Annotated in this window: 19 protein-coding genes; 12 read left to right on the top strand and 7 right to left on the bottom strand. The window is 73.1% G+C overall.

The window, feature by feature from the left end; translation table 11 throughout:
- Positions 1 to 31 precede the first annotated feature (31 nt).
- On the bottom strand, positions 32 to 1,621 hold the full coding sequence (locus ADK41_RS16670; RefSeq protein ID WP_030834024.1) for an MFS transporter: 1,590 nt from the start codon (positions 1,619 to 1,621) through the stop codon (positions 32 to 34).
- Between the two features lie 191 nt (positions 1,622 to 1,812).
- On the opposite strand from ADK41_RS16670, the gene panB reads away from it, so the two are divergent.
- The 3 genes from panB (at position 1,813) to ADK41_RS16685 (ending at position 4,849) form a co-directional block, all read left to right on the top strand.
- Complete coding sequence (gene panB, locus ADK41_RS16675; protein WP_030834025.1) at positions 1,813 to 2,691, top strand: 3-methyl-2-oxobutanoate hydroxymethyltransferase; 879 nt, start codon at positions 1,813 to 1,815, stop codon at positions 2,689 to 2,691.
- A 308-nt stretch (positions 2,692 to 2,999) separates the two neighbouring features.
- Positions 3,000 to 4,028: an ATP-binding cassette domain-containing protein gene (locus tag ADK41_RS16680; protein ID WP_030834027.1), complete on the top strand. Its 1,029-nt coding sequence runs from the start codon at positions 3,000 to 3,002 to the stop codon at positions 4,026 to 4,028.
- Positions 4,025 to 4,849, top strand: a complete 825-nt coding sequence (locus tag ADK41_RS16685) for an ABC transporter permease (RefSeq protein WP_030834029.1) — start codon at positions 4,025 to 4,027, stop codon at positions 4,847 to 4,849. Before ADK41_RS16680 ends, ADK41_RS16685 begins: the two co-directional genes overlap by 4 nt.
- Here ADK41_RS16685 and ADK41_RS16690 read toward each other — a convergent pair whose 3' ends face one another.
- Positions 4,850 to 8,137 carry a BTAD domain-containing putative transcriptional regulator gene (locus ADK41_RS16690; protein WP_030834031.1) on the bottom strand — a complete coding sequence of 1,096 codons (3,288 nt, stop codon included), beginning with the start codon at positions 8,135 to 8,137 and terminating at the stop codon, positions 4,850 to 4,852.
- Between the two features lie 151 nt (positions 8,138 to 8,288).
- Between ADK41_RS16690 and ADK41_RS16695 the strand changes: the two genes are divergently transcribed.
- Positions 8,289 to 9,089, top strand: coding sequence for a site-2 protease family protein (locus ADK41_RS16695; protein ID WP_030834035.1), 801 nt, complete (start codon positions 8,289 to 8,291; stop codon positions 9,087 to 9,089).
- On the opposite strand, the gene ADK41_RS16700 is transcribed toward ADK41_RS16695, so the two are convergent.
- Both ADK41_RS16700 and npdG read right to left on the bottom strand, forming a co-directional pair.
- Positions 9,079 to 9,324, bottom strand: coding sequence for a hypothetical protein (locus ADK41_RS16700; protein WP_078662133.1), 246 nt, complete (start codon positions 9,322 to 9,324; stop codon positions 9,079 to 9,081). The genes ADK41_RS16695 and ADK41_RS16700 overlap by 11 nt on opposite strands.
- 4 nt (positions 9,325 to 9,328) lie before the next feature.
- Positions 9,329 to 10,042: an NADPH-dependent F420 reductase gene (gene npdG, locus ADK41_RS16705; protein ID WP_030834040.1), complete on the bottom strand. Its 714-nt coding sequence runs from the start codon at positions 10,040 to 10,042 to the stop codon at positions 9,329 to 9,331.
- Positions 10,043 to 10,182: 140 nt separating this feature from the next.
- Between npdG and ADK41_RS16710 the strand changes: the two genes are divergently transcribed.
- A complete protein-coding gene (locus ADK41_RS16710; RefSeq protein WP_030834044.1) occupies positions 10,183 to 10,800 on the top strand; it encodes a hypothetical protein in 618 nt (205 codons plus the stop codon).
- Between the two features lie 14 nt (positions 10,801 to 10,814).
- On the opposite strand, the gene ADK41_RS16715 is transcribed toward ADK41_RS16710, so the two are convergent.
- Positions 10,815 to 11,045 (bottom strand): hypothetical protein, encoded by a 231-nt coding sequence (locus ADK41_RS16715; RefSeq protein ID WP_030834047.1) that lies wholly within the window; start codon positions 11,043 to 11,045, stop codon positions 10,815 to 10,817.
- 67 nt (positions 11,046 to 11,112) lie between these two features.
- Between ADK41_RS16715 and map the strand changes: the two genes are divergently transcribed.
- Both map and ADK41_RS16725 read left to right on the top strand, forming a co-directional pair.
- Positions 11,113 to 11,970, top strand: a complete 858-nt coding sequence (gene map, locus ADK41_RS16720) for a type I methionyl aminopeptidase (protein ID WP_030834050.1) — start codon at positions 11,113 to 11,115, stop codon at positions 11,968 to 11,970.
- A 132-nt stretch (positions 11,971 to 12,102) separates the two neighbouring features.
- The gene (locus tag ADK41_RS16725; protein WP_030834053.1) at positions 12,103 to 12,750 is read left to right on the top strand and encodes a heme oxygenase (biliverdin-producing); all 648 of its coding nucleotides are present in this window, start codon (positions 12,103 to 12,105) and stop codon (positions 12,748 to 12,750) included.
- Positions 12,751 to 12,902: 152 nt separating this feature from the next.
- Here the strand turns inward: ADK41_RS16725 and ADK41_RS16730 are convergent, their stop codons facing one another.
- Entirely contained in the window at positions 12,903 to 13,547 is a 645-nt protein-coding gene (locus ADK41_RS16730) for a PhzF family phenazine biosynthesis protein (protein WP_030834055.1), read from the bottom strand.
- Positions 13,548 to 13,922: 375 nt separating this feature from the next.
- Between ADK41_RS16730 and efeO the strand changes: the two genes are divergently transcribed.
- The 4 genes from efeO to ADK41_RS16750 are packed head-to-tail and all read left to right on the top strand — an operon-like array spanning position 13,923 to position 18,146.
- On the top strand, positions 13,923 to 15,074 hold the full coding sequence (gene efeO, locus ADK41_RS16735) for an iron uptake system protein EfeO (RefSeq protein WP_030834057.1): 1,152 nt from the start codon (positions 13,923 to 13,925) through the stop codon (positions 15,072 to 15,074).
- A 14-nt stretch (positions 15,075 to 15,088) separates the two neighbouring features.
- A complete protein-coding gene (gene efeB, locus ADK41_RS16740) occupies positions 15,089 to 16,324 on the top strand; it encodes an iron uptake transporter deferrochelatase/peroxidase subunit (protein WP_030834066.1) in 1,236 nt (411 codons plus the stop codon).
- 3 nt (positions 16,325 to 16,327) lie between these two features.
- Positions 16,328 to 17,209: an iron uptake transporter permease EfeU gene (gene efeU, locus ADK41_RS16745; protein ID WP_030834069.1), complete on the top strand. Its 882-nt coding sequence runs from the start codon at positions 16,328 to 16,330 to the stop codon at positions 17,207 to 17,209.
- Entirely contained in the window at positions 17,160 to 18,146 is a 987-nt protein-coding gene (locus ADK41_RS16750) for a hypothetical protein (RefSeq protein WP_030834072.1), read from the top strand. Before efeU ends, ADK41_RS16750 begins: the two co-directional genes overlap by 50 nt.
- A gap of 14 nt (positions 18,147 to 18,160) precedes the next feature.
- Here ADK41_RS16750 and ADK41_RS16755 read toward each other — a convergent pair whose 3' ends face one another.
- Entirely contained in the window at positions 18,161 to 18,898 is a 738-nt protein-coding gene (locus ADK41_RS16755) for a bifunctional DNA primase/polymerase (protein ID WP_030834074.1), read from the bottom strand.
- Between the two features lie 242 nt (positions 18,899 to 19,140).
- Here ADK41_RS16755 and ADK41_RS16760 point away from each other — a divergent pair, with 242 nt between their 5' ends.
- Positions 19,141 to 20,013 carry a glycerophosphodiester phosphodiesterase gene (locus tag ADK41_RS16760; protein ID WP_030834076.1) on the top strand — a complete coding sequence of 291 codons (873 nt, stop codon included), beginning with the start codon at positions 19,141 to 19,143 and terminating at the stop codon, positions 20,011 to 20,013.
- The last annotated feature ends 5 nt before the right edge of the window (positions 20,014 to 20,018 follow it).

The raw sequence follows: 20,018 nt of genomic DNA on the forward strand, positions 1-20,018 counted from the left end.
GGGCGGTGGCGACGGCCCACCGGCCGGGGGTTCAGTCCGCCGCCGGCACCAGCTCCCGCTTCTCCCCGCCTTCTTCGGACGCCGGCATGCGGCCGGGCAGGAACACGGCGATGACGACCGCGCCCAGCACCGCGACACCCGCTCCCCACAGCGCCGTGACGTGCATCGCGTGCAGGAACGCGTCGTCGGCCGCGTCGGCCAGGGCCTCGCCGCGCGCGCCCAGCCGGTCCGCCACGGCCAGGGTGGCCTCGATGGACTCGCCGGCGGCGTGCCGCGCTCCGGGCGGCAGCGGGCCGAGCTCGTCCTCGATGCCGTTGCGGTAGGCGGTGGACAGCACCGAGCCGAGCACGGCGATGCCGAGGGCGCCGCCGACCTGGCGGAAGGTGTTGCTCAGCGCGGAGGCGGAGCCCGCCTTCTCGCGGGGCAGGGCCTGCATGATGACGACGCTGACCGGTGTCATGACGTGCGCCATGCCGGCGCCCATGAGGAAGAAGACGACTTCCAGGACCCAGATCGGCGTGTTCTCGTCCAGGACGACGAACGCGGCCAGCGTTCCCGCGAGCACGATCAGGCCGGCGGTCGCGGTGACCCTGTTGCCGAAGCGGTCCACCAGGAGGCGGGCCCGGGGCGCGAAGATCAGCTGCGTGGCGGCCAGCGGCAGCATCAGCACTCCGGTCTCCAGCGGCGAGTAGCCGCGCACGCTCTGGGTGTAGAACACCGCGAAGAACGTCACGCCCATCAGCGCGAAGAAGACCAGCGCGAGCGCGACGATCGCGGCGGAGAACACCTTGTCCTTGAAGTAGGTGACGTCGATGGACGGATGGTCGCTGCGCCTCTCGAGCACCACGAACGCGGCGAGTACGGCGAGACCGGCGCCGACGGCCGACAGCACCGTGGCGTCGGTGAAGTCGGCGAGCTGGCCGCCCTTGATGATGCCGTAGACCAGCAGAACCAGTCCGGCCACGGACAGGACGACGCCGAGGGGGTCGATCCGGCCCGGGTTCGGGTCGCGGGAGTCGGGGACCAGCCACAGCATCAGGGCGACGGCGAGGACGACGATCGGCACGTTGACGAGGAAGACCGAGCCCCACCAGAAGTGTTCCAGGAGGAAGCCGCCGGTGATCGGGCCGATGGCGATGGCCAGGCCCACGCCGCCCGTCCAGACGCCGATGGCCTTCGGCTGCTCGTCGCGTTCGAACACGTTCATCAGGACGGCCAGGGTGGCCGGCATGACGAACGCGGCGCCCAGGCCCATCACCGCGCGGAAGCCGATCAGCTCGGCCGGTGAGCCGGAGAACGCGGCCAGCGCCGAGCCGGCGCCGAAGGCGACGAGGCCGCCGACCAGCACCTTCTTGCGGCCGAGCCGGTCGCCCAGCAGCCCCGCGCTGAAGAGCAGGCCGGCGAAGACGAGCGTGTAGGCGTTGATCGCCCACTCCAGCTCGCTCTGCGTGGCGCCCAGGCCGGTGGGGGCGGGGGTGGAGATCGTCTTGATGGCGACGTTCAGGATCGAGTTGTCGAGGACGACGATCAGCAGGCTCAGCATCAGTACGCCGAGGATCATCCAACGGCGTCGGTGCACGGCCTCCGGGACCCGGCGGGCGGGGGCGGCAGGAGAAGTCATGCGGCTCAGCGTAGCCAATTTCGATACGATACCGTCTCGTATCGGAAGTGTTTTGCCCTGATCTTGCCGGAATATTGCACGGCGGAACTCACAGGGGGACCTCTGGCCCTCCTCCGGGCGAGGTGCCACCATGGACATGGTCCGGGGACGCCGTCAGGGCGCCTCGAGATGACGTGTTGGGAGACGGTTCCATGACGCAGCTTTCGGCTGCCCAGACCGGGACGACGCCCGGTTCCCCCTCCGCCGGCAAGACGCTGTACGGGGGCAAGGGCACGCGCCGCATCACTGTCCGCGACATCGCCGCCGCCAAGGAGCGCGGCGAGAAGTGGCCCATGCTCACCGCGTACGACGCGATGACCGCGTCCGTGTTCGACGAGGCCGGCATCCCGGTGATGCTCGTCGGCGACTCCGCGGGCAACTGCCACCTCGGGTACGAGACCACCGTTCCCGTCACCCTCGACGAGATGACCATGCTGTCCGCCGCGGTCGTGCGGGGCACCTCGCGCGCCCTGATCGTGGGCGACCTGCCCTTCGGCTCCTACCAGGAGGGCCCGGTGCAGGCGCTGCGCTCGGCGACCCGGCTGGTGAAGGAGGCCGGTGTCGGCGCGGTGAAGCTGGAGGGCGGCGAGCGGTCGCACCGGCAGATCGAGCTGCTGGTGGAGTCCGGGATCCCGGTGATGGCCCACATCGGGCTGACGCCGCAGTCGGTGAACGCGATGGGCTACCGGGTGCAGGGGCGCGGCGAGGAGGCGGCGCAGCAGCTGCTGCGGGACGCCAAGGCCGTGCAGGACGCGGGGGCGTTCGCGGTGGTGCTGGAGCTGGTGCCGGCGGAGCTGGCGGCGGAGGTGACGCGGGTGCTGCACATCCCGACCGTCGGGATCGGGGCCGGGCCGCAGACGGACGCGCAGGTGCTGGTGTGGACCGACATGCTGGGACTGACGGGCGGGCGCGTGCCGAAGTTCGTGAAGCGGTACGCGGATCTGCGTGAGGTCATGAGCGGGGCGGCGCGGGCGTTCGCCGAGGACGTGGTCGGCGGGACGTTCCCGGAGGAGGCGCACTCCGTGCACTGAGCGGCCTTCGCTGCGGCTGAGCCACTGCCGCACCACCCTGTCGGCCCCGCTGATCTTCCCCCGTCAGCGGGGCCGACGCGTGTCCCGGCTGGACGGGGGGTGTGCGCGCAGCCCGGCGCCTGCGGGGCGCCTCCCCCACTCTCGGCTTCTCCCCCACTCTCGGCTTCGCTCGAGCGGGGGGACCCCCATGAGCGGGGGGACCCCCATCGCCCACCCGTGCCGCCCTGCGGCACGACTGCCCGCGACCGACGTACCGCTGTCGGTGGGATGTCGGGGGTTTGTCGGTGGGGGGTGGGACGGTTCTCGGCATGACGCGAAACGACAATGACCCGGGGGGCGCGGGGAGCGCCGTCACCGTGCGGGGGCTGGTCAAGCACTACGGGGGGACCAAGGCGCTGGACGGGGTCGACCTGGATGTGCGCGAGGGCACCGTGATGGGGGTGCTCGGGCCGAACGGGGCCGGGAAGACCACGCTGGTGCGGATCCTGTCCACCCTGCTCACGCCGACCGCCGGACACGCCACCGTCGCCGGGTACGACGTGGTCCGCCAGCCGAGGCAGCTGCGCCGGGTGATCGGGCTGACGGGGCAGTACGCCTCCGTGGACGAGAAGCTTCCGGGCTGGGAGAACCTGTATCTGATCGGGCGGCTGCTCGACCTGTCCCGCAAGGAGGCCCGGTCCCGCGCCGACGAGCTGCTGGAGCGGTTCTCGCTCACCGACGCGGCCCGCCGGCCGGCGGCCACCTACTCCGGCGGTATGCGGCGGCGCCTGGACCTGGCCGCCTCGATGATCGGCCGGCCGGCCGTGCTGTACCTGGACGAGCCGACCACGGGACTGGACCCCCGCACCCGCAACGAGGTGTGGGACGAGGTCAAGCGGCTGGTCGGGGACGGGGTGACGGTGCTGCTGACCACCCAGTACATGGAGGAGGCCGAGCAGCTCGCCTCCGAGCTGACCGTCGTGGACCGGGGCAAGGTCATCGCGAGCGGCGGCATCGAGGAGCTGAAGGCCAAGGTAGGCGGCCGTACGCTGCGGGTCCGCCCGGCCGACCCGCTGCAGTTGCGCCCGCTGGCGGACGCCCTCGACGCACTGGGCCTCACCGGGCTCGCCACGACCACCGTGGACGCCGAGCGGGGCGCCGTGCTCGTCCCGGTGCTGAGCGACGAGCAGCTGACCGCCGTGGTCGGCGCGGTCACCGCGCGCGGCCTCACGCTCAGCTCCATCACCACCGAACTGCCCAGCCTGGACGAGGTGTTCCTGTCCCTCACCGGCCACCGCGCCGGCGCCCCGCAGGACACCGCGCCCGCCGAGACCCACGAGGAGGTCGTCGCCGTATGAGTGCCGCCACCGCCACCGCCACGACCGATCTCCGCGCGGACGCGCGCATCCCGCTCCGTGCCCACCTGCGGCACACCGGCGCCCTGGTGCGCCGCAACCTGCTGTGGATACGGCAGGACCCGGAGTCGATGTTCGACGCCGTGCTGTTCCCGATCGTCTTCACCCTGCTGTTCGTGTACGTCTTCGGCGGCTCCATCGGACAGTCGCTGGGCGGCGGACAGCAGGCGTACGTGCAGTACATCGTGCCCGGCCTGATGGCCATGATGGGCATGAACATGGCCCAGGGGGTGGGCACCGGGTTCAACCAGGACTTCAACACCGGGGTCATGGACCGTTTCCGGTCGCTGCCGATCGGGCGCGGCTCGGTGCTGTTCGCGAAGATCTCGGTCGAGATGGTGCGGATGCTCATCGCCACCGCGATCCTCATGGTCGTCGGCGTCCTCGTCGGCTTCGACATCACCAACTGGCCGGGACTGTTCGCCGCCGTGGGACTGTCCGCGGTGTTCGGCTCCGCGCTGATGTGGATCTTCCTCACGCTGGGCGTGGTGATGAAGAACGCGCAGTCGGTGCAGGCGATGGGCTTCCTGGTGCTGATGCCCCTGCAGTTCGGCTCGTCGATCTTCGCGCCGACCCGGTCGATGCCGGGCTGGCTGGAGTCCTTCACCCAGGTCAACCCGCTGTCCGCGCTGGCGGACGCCGCACGCGGGCTGATGGTGGGCGGCCCGGTCGCCCACGACCTGTGGATGACGCTGGCCTGGTCGGTGGGGATCACCGCGGTGATGGCGCCGGTCGCGATCCACAAGTTCCGCACGAAGAGCTGATCACGCCGGTCCCAGCAGGGCGTCGGCCTCCTCCGGGGAGAGGCCGACGCCCTCGGCGTACGCGCTCTCGTACGCCGCGCCGCCGAGTGCCGCCCGGATCCGCGCCTCGGCCCGTGCGCGCGCCTCGCGTTCCACGCGCCCCGCGTGGTGTCCGGGCGGCAGCCAGGAGTCCGCGGCGCCCAGGCAGCGGGCCGCGTCCCGGGCGTGCCGCCCGCCGTCGATCCCGGCGAGGGCGACGGCGCCCAGGGTGACGTACTCCGAGCGCATGTGGGGCGCCATGGCGGCGGACAGCGGATCGCCCGCCTGCCGGATCGCCTCGCGGAGGACGACCAGGGCCTGCTCGTCGTTGCCGTCGGCCACCTCCAGCCAGCCCTCGGCGCCGAGGATGAACGCGTCGAAGACGACGTAGTGCGCGAGGCGGAACTCCTCGCGCAGGGCCCGCAGGTGCTCCCGGGCCTCCGCCGTGCGCCCGGTGGTGCAGAGCCAGCCGGTCAGGAAGAGCCGGGCGGCGGGCAGGGCCTCGGTGTGCCGGCCCCTCGTGTCGTCGATGACCTCGCGCAGCAGCCGCTCGCCGCGCTCCGCCTCACCCGCCTCCAGCAGCGCGCCGCCCAGCCGGGCGGTGAGCACGGCCGTGTGGGCGCGGGCGCCGAGGCGGTCGGCGTGCTCGATGGCCGCCTCGTAGTCGGCGGCGGCGTCCCGGTACGCGCCGGCGCGTTCGCGGGCCTCGCCGCGCGCGGAGAGGGCCTCGGCGACGCCCCAGGTGTCGCCGAGGCGGCGGTGGATCTCCAGCGCCTCGTCGGCGTCGCGGCGGGCGTCGCCGGCCCAGTCGCTGCGGTTGGCCAGGAAGTTGGCGCGCAGCTGGAGGTTGCAGGCCAGCTCCCACTCGAATCCCGGGTGCTCCCGGCAGGTGCGGATCGCCGCGTCGACCACATGGCGCAGCCGCTCCATGTCACCGGTCAGCATCACGGCGAACACCCAGAGCAGACCGGGCGGCCGGCAGACCTGCGGCATGCCCGGCTCGTACGTCGCGCCGACGAGGCGCAGCTTGTGCTGCGCCTGCGGGGTCTGCCAGTCGTCCAGCTCGGTGTCCATGTGGGCCAGATGGGCCAGGTGCACCCCGCGCCGGGCCTCGGCGAGGACCTCGCCGGTCATCGGGGGCGGGGCGTCGGTGCAGCGCTGCCACAGCGGGGCGGCGGGCCGTACCGGTTCGGTGAACGGGTCGGGGGCGAGGGCCATGACCTCGGCGCACCAGTTGCGGGCCTCGATGCGCAGGTCGCGCATCTGCCAGTACCAGGTGAGCGACAGGGTGATGCAGAGCGCCTCGTGCTCGTCGCGCAGGGCGAGGGCGTGGCGCAGGGCCGTGCGCACGTTCTCGTACTCCCGCTCCAGCAGTGCGATGGCGGCCGGCTGGTGCGGACCGCGCAGCATCGGCTCGGTGGTGCGGGCGACCTCACGGAAGTACGTCAGGTGCGCCCGCTCCGCCTCGGGCCGCCGGCCGGACTCGTCGAGGCGTTCGCCGGCGTACTCGGCGACGGTCTCCAGGAGCCGGTAGCGCATCTCGCCGTCGCCCGAAGGGGCGGCCACCACGAGGGACTTGTCGACGAGGGAGCCGAGCGCGTCGAGCGCGGCCGGTCCGCAGACGGCCTCGGCGGCGGCGAGGTCGCAGCCGCCCGCGAAGACCGACAGCCGGCCCAGTACGTCGCGTTCGTCCGCGTCGAGCAGGTCCCAGGACCAGTCGACGACGGCCCGCAGGGTCTGCTGTCGGGGCAGGACGGTGCGGCTGCCGGAGGTGAGCAGCCGGAAGCGGTCGTCGAGCCGGTCGGCGATCTGGCGCGGGGTGAGCATCCGCAGCCGGGCGGCGGCGAGTTCGATGGCCAGCGGCAGACCGTCGAGGCGGCGGCAGATCTCCGCGCAGGCCGCCGCGGTGTCGTCGTCGGCGTCGGTGCGGAAGCCGGAGCGGGCGGCGGCCCCCCGCTCGGCGAGCAGGCGCAGCGCGACCGGCTCGGGCAGCGGCTCCACCGGGCGCAGCAACTCACCGCGCACACCGAGCGGTTCGCGGCTGGTGGCGAGGACGGTGAGTCGGGGACAGCGCTCCAGCAGCGCCTCCACGAGGCGGGCGGCGGCCAGGGCGACGTGCTCGCAGTTGTCCAGGATCAGCAGCATGCGGCGCGGGCCGCAGTGTTCGGCGAGACGCTCCACGGGGTCGTCGTGGCGGTCGGTGACGGCCCGCATGCTCTCGGCGCCGGCGCCGTAGAGCACGGTCTCGCGGGCGCCGACGGCGGTGAGGACGGCCTCGGGGACGGCGTCGGGGTCGTCGACCGGGGCGAGTTCGGCGAGCCACACGCCGTCGGGGACGCGCTGCCGCACGGTCTCGGCGGCCTCCTGCGACAGCCGGGTCTTGCCGGCCCCGCCCGGCCCGAGCAGGGTGACCAGCCGGGCGGCGGCGAGGTCGGCGCGGATGGTCTCGATGTCGGCCTCCCGGCCGACGAACGAGGTCAGCCGGGCCCGCAGGTTGCCGGGCGGCGCGCTCCCTGGGGCCCGGGACGCGGGCGCCGGCCCGGGTTTCAGCAACTCGGCGTGCAGCGCGCGCAGTTCGGCGCCGGGGTCGGAGCCGAGGCGGTCCGCGAGCAGGCGCCGTACGTCCTCGTAGGCGGCCAGGGCCTCGGCGGTACGGCCCGTGTCGCGCAGGGCGCGCAGCCGCAGCGCCTGGAGGGGTTCGTCGAGGGGGTGGCCGTCGCACAGCGCGGTCAGCTCGGGCAGGGACTGCTCGGCCTCGCCGAGGGCGAGGGCGGCGGTGTGCCGGGCGCGCAGCACGTCCAGGTGCCGGGCCCGGAGGCGGGCCGCGTCGGCGGTGCGGTCGGGCAGGCCGGTGAGGGCGGGACCGTGCCACAGGGCGAGGGCGTCGTCGAGGACGACGGCCGCCTTCGCCGGGTCGCCGTCGGCCAGGGCGCGCAGGCCGTCGCCGGCCAGCCGCTCGAAACGGTGCAGGTCGATGTCGTCGGGCGCGGCGGTCAGCCGGTAGCCGCCGTCGACGGAGGCGATCTGGTCCGCGCCGAGCGTCCGGCGCAGCCGCCCCACCAGCGCCTGGAGCGCCCCGGTGGCGTCGGCCGGCGGATCGGCGTCCCCCCAGACCTCGTCGACCAGCAGGCCCACGGGCACGGTGCGCCCGGTCCGCAGGGCGAGCACGGTCAGCAGGGCGCGCAGCCGCGCCCCGCCGACGGGGACGACGGTGCCGTCGGGACGGAGTGCCTGGGTGGTGCCGAGGATGCGGTAGCGCACGGGATGCATTGTCTCCGGTGGGGGTGGCGGGGGTCACGGGGCCCGGTCGGCGTGGTCGTCCCCACCCTGCGCGGAACCGGCCGCCGGCGCGAGACGTTTTCACCGTGCGCCCGGTACCGTCGGGCGGTCCCCGTGTGTGTCCGACCGTCCGAGGAGCCCCATGACCACCGCCGCCACCCGTCACAGCGACCGGAGGATCAGTCCGGTCTTCCTGGGCATCCTGGCCGTGACGGCGGTCACCGGGTGGGCCACCTGGACCGGGTTCGCGGAGCAGCCCGGGGTCGCCGTGTTCCTGTTCGTGACGGCCGCCTGGATCGTCTCCCTGTGCCTGCACGAGTACGCGCATGCCCGTACCGCTCTGCACAGCGGCGACACATCGGTCGGCGCGAAGGGCTACCTCACCCTGAATCCGATGAAGTACACCCACGCCCTGCTGAGCATCGTGCTCCCGGTCGTCTTCGTGATCATGGGCGGGATCGGTCTGCCGGGCGGCGCCGTGTTCATCGAGCGCGGGCGGATCCGGGGGCGCTGGCGGCACAGCCTGATCTCGGCGGCGGGCCCGCTGACGAACGTGCTGTTCGCCGTCGTGTGCACGGCGCCGTTCTGGCTGGACGCGCTGGACGGCGTACCGGCCGGCTTCCGGTTCGCGCTGGCGTTCCTGGCGCTGCTCCAGGTGACGGCCGCGATCCTGAACTTCCTGCCGGTGCCGGGCCTCGACGGCTACGGCGTGATCGAGCCCTGGCTGTCGTACGGCGTGAGGCGGCAGGTGGAGCCGTTCGCCCCGTTCGGTCTGCTGTTCGTGTTCGCGCTGCTGTGGGTGCCGTCGGTGAACGGCGCGTTCTTCGGCGTGGTCGACTCCCTGCTCGAAGCGCTGGGCATCGACGAGTTCGACACGTACTGCGGTTACGAGCTGTTCCGCTTCTGGCGGGAGCCGAGCGGGTACTGCGCGGTCAGCCCGTGACCGGACCGCCGTCCCGCCTCGCCGCCCGCCCGCGCCGCAGGTAGTACCAGGTCATGTTGGACGACAGCCCCGCCAGCAGCACCCAGACGACGCCGATGAGCACGCTGCCCCGGACGAAGGAGACGACGGCCGCGGCGACGGCGAGGAGGCAGACGGCGAGGGCGTAGAGGGAGAGGCGGGGCATGGTCGAAGGCTCCTGTCGGGGGACACTGCTGAGGCTTCCAGTGTCCCCCATCGCCTCATACGTCCGTGACGCGGAGCCCGGCGTGCGCCTTGTAGCGGCGGTTGACGGAGATCAGGTTGGCGACCAGCGACTCCACCTGGTGGGCGTTGCGCAGCCGCCCGGCGAAGACGCCCCGCATGCCGGGGATGCGCCCGGCCAGCGCCTGCACGGTCTCGACGTCGGCGCGGACCTCGCCGAGCACCATCACATCGGTGTCGATCTCGTCGATCTCCGGGTCCTGGAGCAGTACGGCCGACAGGTGGTGGAAGGCGGCAGTGACCCGGGATTCCGGGAGCAGCGCGGCGGCCTGCTGGGCGGCGCTGCCCTCCTCGGGCTTCAGCGCGTAGGCGCCCTGCTTGTCGAAGCCGAGCGGGTTGACGCAGTCCACGACGAGCTTGCCGGCCAGCTCCTCGCGGAGGGACGCGAGCGTGTCGCCGTGGCCGTCCCAGGGCACGGCGACGATCACGATGTCGCTGCGGCGGGCGGTCTCGGCGTTGTCGGCGCCCTCGACGCCGTGCCCGAGCTCCTCGGCGGCGGCCCGCGCCCGCTCGGCGGCCCGGGAGCCGATGATCACCTTCTGGCCGGCCTTGGCGAGCCGGTACGCGAGGCCCTTGCCCTGGGGACCGGTGCCGCCGAGCACGCCGACGACGAGCCCGGAGACGTCGGGCAGGTCCCAGGGGTCCTTGGCGGGGGCCTTCGCGGGCTGCTGTGCGCTGTCACTGGAGGTCATGGACCGACCTTACGTCCGTGACGGGACCGCGTCCGGCGGGCGTGAGCCCGGTCACGCGCCTGCGGCCCGTGTCCCCGGTTCGGGCGAACCCGGGTCGAACACCGGGACGCGGGGGCGCGGTCGGGGAAGGATGCGGCCGTATGGACGCCGTACGGGTCGCGCTGCTGCGGGACGTGCTCGCCGGGACGGAATGGCTGGGCGCCACCCGGCACTTCGCGGGGACGCTGCGCGGGTCGGTGGTCTCGCACGGGGGCGGGCTGCTGCTCGTGGGCACACCGCGGTACGAGCCCTGGCACCTGGCGGCGCACCTGGTGGACGAGGCCGCCTGGTCGGGCACTCCGGAGCTGGCCCCCACCCTCGTACGGCACGGCGCGCGCCCCTCGGATCCCGCGCACCTGGCGGTGGGCCTGGGGCGTCTGGAGGCGGCGCGGCGGGGTGAGACGCTCCTGGTGGTGGCGCCGCCCGGGGAGACGGCCGGGGAGGCGGCCGCCCCGCTCCTGGAGCGGGTGTGCGGCGCCCGCCGGGCCGGGGCGACGGTGCTGTCCCTGGGCCCCGGTGAGGGCGAGCTCCCCGCGATGGCCCACGAGGCGCTGCCCGTGCCCGACGGCTCCGAGCTGGACCTGGACACCGTGCAGCACCTGGTCAGCGCGGCGGCCGGCGAGAACGTCCTGCCGGCCCGCCGGGGCCCCCGCCGCTTCCGGGACCGCCTGTCACGGCTGGCCGACCTGCTGACCGCACCGCCGCCGACGCGCTGGTAGCCGCCCCGGCGCGGTCAGCCGTCCTCCCGGCCGCCCGCGGGGGCGTCGTGCCACTTGGGGTCGTTCTCCCACTGGAGGTCGCGCTCACGGGCCGTCTCCATGGCGTGCTCGGCCTCGGTACGGCTCGCGTACGGGCCGAAGCGGTCCTTGGCCGGGCAGTCGGGGCCCTCCTCGACCTTCTTGTGCTGCAGGCAGTAGTACCACTCGCCCGGCTTTCCGGCCGTCCGCTTCTTGAACAGGGGCATGACCCTCTCCTCTCACCGTCCCACCAGGAAGATGGTCCCCCGTCGCCGCTGAATTAGACTCGCCGGCATGTCTGGCCAGTCGCTGCTCGTCCCTGGGGAGCTGTCCCCCACCCGTTCCGTGCCCGGGAACATCCGTCGTCCCGAGTACGTCGGCAAGCCCGCCCCCACGCCGTACACCGGTCCGGAGGTGCAGACGCCCGAGACGGTCGAGGCGATGCGGACCGCCGGCCGGATCGCCGCGCGGGCGATGGCGGAGGCCGCGAAGCTGATCGCGCCCGGCGTCACGACGGACGAACTGGACCGCGTAGCGCACGAGTACATGTGCGACCACGGCGCCTATCCCTCCACGCTCGGCTACCGCGGCTTCCCCAAGTCGCTGTGCACGTCGGTCAACGAGGTCATCTGCCACGGCATCCCGGACTCGACGGTGCTGCGCGACGGCGACATCGTCAACCTGGACGTGACGGCGTACATCGGCGGGGTGCACGGCGACAACAACGCCACGTACCTGGTCGGGGAGGTGGACGAGGAGAGCCGCCTGCTGGTGGAGCGCACCCGGGAGTCCCTCGCCCGCGCCATCAAGGCGGTCAGGCCGGGCCGGCAGATCAACATCATCGGCCGGGTGATCGAGTCGTACGCCAAGCGCTTCGGCTACGGCGTGGTCCGCGACTTCACCGGCCACGGCATCAACTCGTCCTTCCACTCGGGCCTGATCGTCCCGCACTACGACAGTCCGCACGCGACGACGGTGATGCAGCCGGGGATGACCTTCACCATCGAGCCGATGCTGACGCTGGGGACCCACGAGTACGACATGTGGGACGACGGCTGGACGGTCGTCACGAAGGACCGCAGGCGCACGGCCCAGTTCGAGCACACCCTGGTCGTGACGGACACCGGCGCGGACATCCTGACGCTGCCGTAACGCTTCCTCGTCGTCCTGGCCCGCCCTCTTCGGAGGGCGGGCCTTTCCCTGCCGCGGCGAAGCGGGAAGTCGCCGACACCCCGTCGGCACACCATTGACTCGGGCAGGCCTCACCACAAAAGATCCGGACTCATGGACTCCTTCTCGGCCCTCATACGCACCGCCTCCCACGAGCAGCACGTGGAGGCGGAGACGTCGACGTTCATGAGCGATCTGCTGGGCGGCCGACTGGGCGTGGACGCGTACGCGCGCTACACCGAGCAGCTGTGGTTCGTGTACGAGGCCCTGGAGTCCGGCGCGCGGGGCCTGACGTCGGACCCGGTGGCGGGCCCGTTCGTCCGGCCGGAACTGTTCCGGCTGCCCTCCCTGGAACGCGACCTGGCCCACCTGCGCGGCCCCGGCTGGCGCGCCGGCCTGACCGCCCTCCCCGCCACCCGGGCCTACGCGGCCCGCGTCGCCGAGTGCGCCCGCACCTGGCCGTCCGGCTACGTCGCCCACCACTACACCCGCTACCTGGGCGACCTCTCCGGCGGCCAGATCATCCGCGGCAGGGCGGAGCGGACGTGGGGATTCGCGCGGAAGGGCGACGGGGTCCGCTTCTACGTCTTCGAGGGCATCCCCAACCCGGCGGCGTTCAAGCGGGGTTACCGCGAACTGCTGGACGCGGTCCCGGTGGACGACCTGGAGAGGCAGCGCGTCGTGGCGGAGTGCAAGCGGGCGTTCACCCTGAACACGGACGTCTTCCGGGCGCTGGGCGAGGAGTTCCCCCTGTCGGCGTGACCCTGTCGCCGGAACGGCCCGGTCACCGTCCGGAGGGAGCCGGCCCGCGGGGTTCGACGCGCTCCTCCACCGCACCGCCTCCACCGGTTCCCTTCCTCGGTACGCCGGACCGACTCCGTCGTCCGCGCGGTGCGCGGCTGGGCCGACGGCCGTCAGCGTTCCAGGTAGACGCGGCCGCCGATCTCCGTCCAGCCCTCGGGCTGGGGGGCGGTGAGGATCTGGGAGCCCGTGCCCTGGGTGATGTTGAGGGCGCGACCCAGCCGGTCGGTGAGCAGGAGGGCCGCGGCGCCCGTCGCCTCGTCCTCGTCGACGCCGTCGTCGCGGCCGGGGAAGGCGCGGGCCCGGATCCGGCCCGCCGACTCGTCCAGCCAGGCCCAGGCGTAGATCCACTCCCCCTTGGGCGGCACGGGCAGCTCGTCGACCTCGGCGACGGTGGCGTACTGGCGCAGGGTGCGCGGCGGCGCCCACTCCGCCCGCGCCTCGATCCAGCAGAACTCCCCGTCCTGCCGGGCACCCACCACCCCGGCCGGCACGACCAGTTCGGGCACGTCGAGCAGCCAGCCCGCACCGACGCAGGGGTGACCGGCGAAGGGCAGGTGCAGGGTGGGGGTGTAGATGTCGATCACCCCACGCTCGGGGTCGTCGACGAACACGGTCTCACTGAACCCGAGCTTCGCGGCGAACGCCTGCCGGTCCTCCCGCTCGGGCATCACCGAGCCCTCGCGCACGACACCGAGTTCATTGCCGTACCCGCCGCGAGGTCCGCAGAAGACGCGCAGCACGTCGTAGTCAGTCACGGAGGCATTCAAGCACCGCGCGCGAGCGGCGAGGCCGCCCCAGGCGACAGGGCCGCCGCGGAGGTCTTCGGGCGGCGGCTGCCGCCGGAGGCGCACGAGCAGCCGCCGGGATGTCCCCGCACCCCGGCCGGGACGGTCCCGGTGCTTCCGGCGCGGGACGGATTGACCTCCACTTGACCCGGTCCAATCTTCCTTTGACCCGGTCATGGCAGCCCTTTTAAGCCACCGTAACCAGACCGTTCCCCTGCCTCGCCATGAGAGCTGGATCACCGGAGTGCACAGGTGCCACTTAGGAAATCCTTAGGTAGGTTAGGTCAGCCTCACCTTCCTTCGTGGGGTTGATCGCGCATCATTTCAGCCACCCGGGAGCCCTCCATGCGACCCGCCAGACTCTCCCTCGCCACCGCCCTCGCCACCGCGGCGGCCCTCGCCGCCGTCGCCGGCTGCGCCGAGAAGGGCGGCGGCTCCGACGGCGACCAGGTCATCGGTGTGACTGCCAAGGACGACGCCTGCGAGGTGTCGAGGAAGGAGTTCCCGGCCGGGCACGTCGAACTCGCCATCGAGAACAAGGGCTCCAAGGTCACCGAGGTCTACCTCCTCTTCCCCGACGACCGTGTGGTCACCGAGCGGGAGAACATCGGTCCCGGCACCAAGCAGCGCGTCACCGCCGAGGTGAAGGCCGGCGACTACCGGATCGCCTGCAAGCCGGGCATGCGCGGCAAGGGCATACGCCAGGACGTCAAGGCCACCGGTGGGAAGGCCGCCGAGCGCGACCCCCGCCTGGACAAGGCGGTGGCCGCCTACCGCGCGTACGTGCAGACGCAGGCCGACGAGACGCTGCCCAGAGCGGAGGAGTTCGCGAAGGCGGTCAAGGACGGCGACGTCGAGGCCGCCAGGAAGGCGTACGCGCCCTCCCGCATCGGCTGGGAGCGCACCGAGCCCGTCGCCGAGTCGTTCGGCGACATCGACCCCAAGGTCGACGTCCGCGAGGACGGTCTGGAGGACGGCCAGGACCCGGCGACCGACTGGACCGGCTGGCACCGCCTGGAGAAGGCCCTCTGGCAGGACGAGAGGATCGGCGACCGGGAGAAGGAGCTCGCCGACCGGCTGATCGCCGACCTGGAGGACTGGCGGAAGCGGGTCGGCACGGCCGAGATCACCCCCACCTCCATGGCCAACGGCGCCAAGGAACTCCTCGACGAGGTCGCCACCGGCAAGGTCACCGGCGAGGAGGAGCGCTACTCGCACACCGACCTGGTCGACTTCAAGGCCAATGTCGAGGGCGCCGAGACGTCGTACGCGCTGCTCAAGGCGGTGGCCCGGGAGAACGAACCGGCGCTGGTGAAGGACCTCGACAAGCAGTTCGCGGCGCTGGACGCGCTGCTCGACCAGTACCGCCCGGACACGTCGTCGTACGACTTCACCTCGTACGACAAGGTCGGCAAGGCCGACCGCAAGGAACTGTCGGACGCGGTCAACGCGCTCGCGGAGCCGCTGTCGCGGCTCGCCGCGGCCGTCGTGAAGTAAGGGCGGTCAGGGCAATGACGGACAGCAACGCGCAGCCGCCCTCGCGGCGTGCGCTGCTCGGCTGGGGCGGGGCCGGGCTCGCGCTCGGCGCCGCCGCGGCCGGCGGGGCGGCGGCGGCCCGTGCCGGCGACGGGCCCGAGACGGACGCGGGCTCGGCGGTGGAGTTCCACGGGCCGCACCAGGCGGGCATCGCCACGCCCGTGCAGGACAGACTGCACTTCGCCGCGTTCGACGTGACGACCGACGACCGCGCCGCGTTCGTCGGGCTGCTGAAGGAGTGGACCGGGGCGGCACGCCGGATGACCGCCGGCCGCGCGGTCGGCGCGGGCGCGTACGGCGGTCTCGCCGAGGCGCCGCCGGACGACACCGGGGAGGCACTGGGCCTCAAGCCGTCCCGGCTGACCCTGACGATCGGCTTCGGGCCCTCCCTGTTCGGAAAGTTCGACCTGGCCGGGCGGCGTCCCGAGGCACTGGTCGAGCTGCCGAGGTTCTCCGGGGACAACCTCGACCGCGACCGCAGCGGCGGGGACCTGTGCGTGCAGGCGTGCGCGGACGATCCGCAGGTCGCCGTGCACGCGATCCGCAACCTCGCCCGCATCGGGTTCGGCCGGGTCGTGGTGCGCTGGTCGCAGCTCGGCTTCGGCAAGACCTCGTCCACGACACCCGACGCGCAGACCCCGCGCAACCTGTTCGGCTTCAAGGACGGCACCCGCAACATCTCGGGCGCCGAGAAGGACCGGCTGGAGAAGTTCGTCTGGGTCGGGAAGAAGGACGGGCCGGCGTGGATGACGGGCGGTTCCTATCTCGTCGCCCGGCGGATCCGGATGCACATCGAGACCTGGGACCGCACCCCGCTGCAGGAGCAGGAGGACATCTTCGGCCGTGACAAGGGCGAGGGCGCGCCGGTCGGCAGGGCGAAGGAGCGCGACGAGCCGTTCCTGAAGGCGATGAAGCCCGACGCCCACGTACGGCTGGCGCATCCCGACGCCAACGCGGGGGCGACGATCCTGCGCCGGGGCTACTCCTTCACCGACGGCACCGACGGCCTGGGGCGGCTGGACGCGGGGCTGTTCTTCCTCGCCTACCAGCGCGATCCGCGCACCGGGTTCATCCGCATCCAGCGCAATCTGGCCGATGACGCGCTCAACGAGTACATCCAGCACGTGGGTTCGGCGGTCTTCGCCGTACCGCCGGGCGTCCGCGACCAGGACGACTGGTGGGGCCGGGCGCTGTTCACCGAGGAGGCCTGAGCCGTGTTCTCCAACTACCTGATCGGTCTGCGCGAGGGCCTGGAGGCCAGTCTCGTCGTCTGCATCCTGATCGCCTACCTGGTGAAGACCGGGCGGCGGGACGCGCTGAAGCCGGTGTGGGCCGGCATCGGGGTCGCGGTCGCCCTCGCGCTCGGGTTCGGCTGCGCGCTCGAATTCGGCTCGCAGGAGCTGACGTTCGAGGCGCAGGAGGCGCTCGGCGGTTCGCTGTCGGTCCTCGCGGTGTGCCTGGTGACATGGATGGTGTTCTGGATGCGGCGCACCGCCCGGCACCTGAAGGCGGAGCTGCACGGCAAGCTGGACGCCGCCCTCGCGATGGGCACGGGCGCGCTGGTCGTCACCGCGTTCCTCGCGGTGGGCCGCGAAGGGCTGGAGACGGCCCTGTTCGTGTGGGCGTCGGTGCACGCGGCCGGGGACGGCAGCCCGCGCCCGCTGATCGGGGTGGCGCTGGGGCTGGCGACGGCGGTACTGCTCGGCTGGCTGTTCTACCGGGGCGCGCTGCGCATCAACCTCGCGAAGTTCTTCACCTGGACCGGCGCCCTGCTGGTCGTCGTGGCGGCGGGCGTGCTGGCGTACGGCTTCCACGACCTGCAGGAGGCAGACTGGCTGCCCGGCCTGACGGACCTGGCCTTCGACATCAGCGGCACGATCCCGCCGGACAGCTGGTACGGCACGCTGCTGAAGGGCGTGTTCAACTTCCAGCCCGACCCGACCGTCCTCCAGGTCACGGTGTGGCTGCTGTACCTGGTCCCGGCGCTCGCGCTGTTCCTCGCCCCGGTAGGGTTCGCCTCCGGGAAGGGGAAGGTGAAGGAACCGGATGAGCAGGGATCTCGGCCTTCGAAGGCTCCGCGGACACCGCAGGCTTGACACGTGCGTGCTCACGGTCGCTCTGGCGGTCACGGCGAGCGGCTGTGTGGTGGTGCACGGTGAGCGCGAGGTGCTCCCGGCCACCACCCGCGCCGAAGCCGCCCGGGCGCTCCAGGAGTTCACGGCCGCGTACAACGAGGCCGACAAGGCGTACGACGGTTCCCTGGACGCCGACCACACCACCGGCGCCCTCGCCGACATCGACGGGGCGCGGCTGAAGGCCGGGCGGGCCAACAGCCCGCGGGGCAACGCCCGGCACACGCCGCTGGAGCTGACGGACGCGAGGTTCACCATCCCGAAGAAGGCCGGCTGGCCGCGCTGGTTCCTCGCCGACGCGGACGGCAACAAGGGCGGCGAGGCGCGCTGGCTGCTGGTGTTCACCCGTGACGGGCTGGACGAGACCTGGGAGGCGGCGTACCTGACGCTGGTCGCCCCGGACGACATACCGGAGTTCAGGACCGACGGGGACGGCTGGGCCGAGGCCGTGCCCGCCGACTCGTCCGACGTGACGGTGGAGCCGGGCGAACTGAGCGAGAAGTACACGTCGTTCCTCAAGGGCGGCGGGGCCGTCTTCTCGGACGGCCCGCACACCAGCGGGTGGCGGACCCAGCGGGAGAAGAAGTCGTCGCGGCCGGGGCTGGCCACGCAGTACATCGACGAGCCGCTGACGAACGGCGACTACGCGCCGCTGGCCCTGCGCACGAAGGACGGCGGGGCGCTGGTGTTCTTCGCCACCCGCCACTTCGAGAAGCAGACCGCCGCGGCCGGGGCGTCGGTGCCGACGCCGAACAAGGACGTGCTGGCGCTGACGACCGGGGAGATACGGCAGTCGTTGACGATGGAGTTCGTCTCCAACGAGGTGGCGCTGGATCCGGCCGACGGCGAGGTGGAGGTCCTGGGGCGGATCCAGGGGCTGACGTCGGCGCAGGGCGAGTAGGTCCCCGGCTCGGATCAGCTGCGCAGGGGCCAGGCCGCGCCCGCGTGATCGGACTGTTCGCCGACGTGGCGGGCGCAGGAGTCGGTGAGGACCTCCAGCAGGCTCAGCGGGTCCGGGAGCGGATGCTCGGGGCCGCGCACCCAGTGCACCGACCGGCCGTCGTCGCCGGGGAGGCGGGCGGGCGGGACCAGGACGTAGGAGCCGCGGCAGTGCCAGCGCAGGCCGGGGTGCTCGTCCATGGTCTCCGGGTGGCAGTCCAGCTCGCACGGCCACCACTCGTCCTCGTCCTCGGGGGTGCCGCGGGTGAGGGTGAAGAACAGCATGCGGCCGTCGTCGCTCTCGGCGACGGGGCCGACCTCGACGCCGGCGTCGAGGAGGCGGGTGAGCGCCTCGCGGCCGGCGTCCAGGGGGACGTCCAGGACGTCGTGCACCATGCCGGTGGCGGTGATGAAGTTGGCCTGCGGCTGGTGGCGGGCCCAGCGCTCGATCTGGGCGCGGTCGGTGGTGGACTGCGTCTGCCAGGCGAACGACACCGGGTGCCGGGCGGGGGTGGGACAGCCCACACGGTCGCAGGAGCAGCCGTATCCGGCGGCGGGGTGGGCGGCGGGCGCGAGCGGCAGTCCCGCTTCGGCGGCGGCGAGCAGCAGGGTCTCACGGCCGCCCTCGTCGGCGGCCTGCTTCGGGCGGCGTCCTCGCAGCCACTGGGAGAGCCTGCCCTGCCGGCCGGTCCGGCCGCCGAACTCCGCGCTCATCTATCCCCTCGCCTCGCCGTCGTGCCACACAGCATGCCCCATGGTCCCACGATCGTGCGCGTCGGGGGGCCGGAGCGCACAATCCGCGCAGGTGGGACGAGGGGGATTCGACGGGACGAGGAGTGGCGAAGGGGGCGCACGCGGCGCGGGCGCGGGCGGCGGGGGCGCACGGCAGGGGCGCCTGCACCGGTTCGGGTGCCGTGGGGCGGCCCGCGGTGATCCGCGGACCTACCGTGGTCGTCATGGTCACCTGTGTCGCGTTGACGGGTCTGGCGGCCGTGGCTTCCGTGGTCTCGCTGACGCTCACGGGCCACGGCGGCGACCGCCCGCTGGAATGGGGCGCCGGGCCGCTGACGGTGGACTCGCTGCCGCGCGTCCCGTACGCGGCCCATCGGGGCGGGGCCCGCGAGGTGCCGGAGAACAGCATGTCGGGGCTGATGGCGGCGTACCGGCGCGGCACGGCGCAGGTGCTGGACTTCGACACGCGAGTGCTGCGGGACGGCACGCCGGTGGTCTTCCACGACGCGACCCTGAACCGTACGACCTTCCTGGGCGGCGAGGTGCGCGGCCTGGACGCCGGGGAGTGGCGGGGCGTACGGCTGCGTCCGCGCGACCGGCTGCCGGGGAGCTGGCGCCCGGAGCGGCCGCCGACGGTCGCCGAGGTGCTGGACCGGTTCGGCGGGCGGGTCGTGCTGATGCTGGAGGCGAAGGATCCGCGCGGTGTGGAGCGGCTGGCCGCGCTGATCCGCGCCCGCGGCCTGACCCGCTCGGTGTTCGTGAACACCAACGACCCCGGGGTGGCCCGCCGCGTCCACCGCCTGGGCCTGCTGACCCAGCTGTGGCGCTCGGCCCGCCAGCTGCGCACCGACCGTCCCGAGCGCTGGCGCTCCTACGTGGACCTGCTCGACGTCGACGTCAGGGCGCGGGACGCCGATCTGCGGCGCGCGGTGCGCTCCGGCGTCCCCCGGGTGTGGGCCCACACGGTCGTCACCCCGGCCCAGCGCGACCGCGCCCTGGCGCTGGGCTGCAACGGCGTCATCACGGACGCGCCGGGGCGGCTGGCCCGGCATCCGGCGCGGGTGCCGGGGAGCGTGAGCGCGGCGCTGGGGCGGTGAGGCCG

Origin of the sequence: Streptomyces caelestis (assembly GCF_001279005.1) — a bacterium.
Lineage (GTDB): Bacteria > Actinomycetota > Actinomycetes > Streptomycetales > Streptomycetaceae > Streptomyces > Streptomyces heliomycini.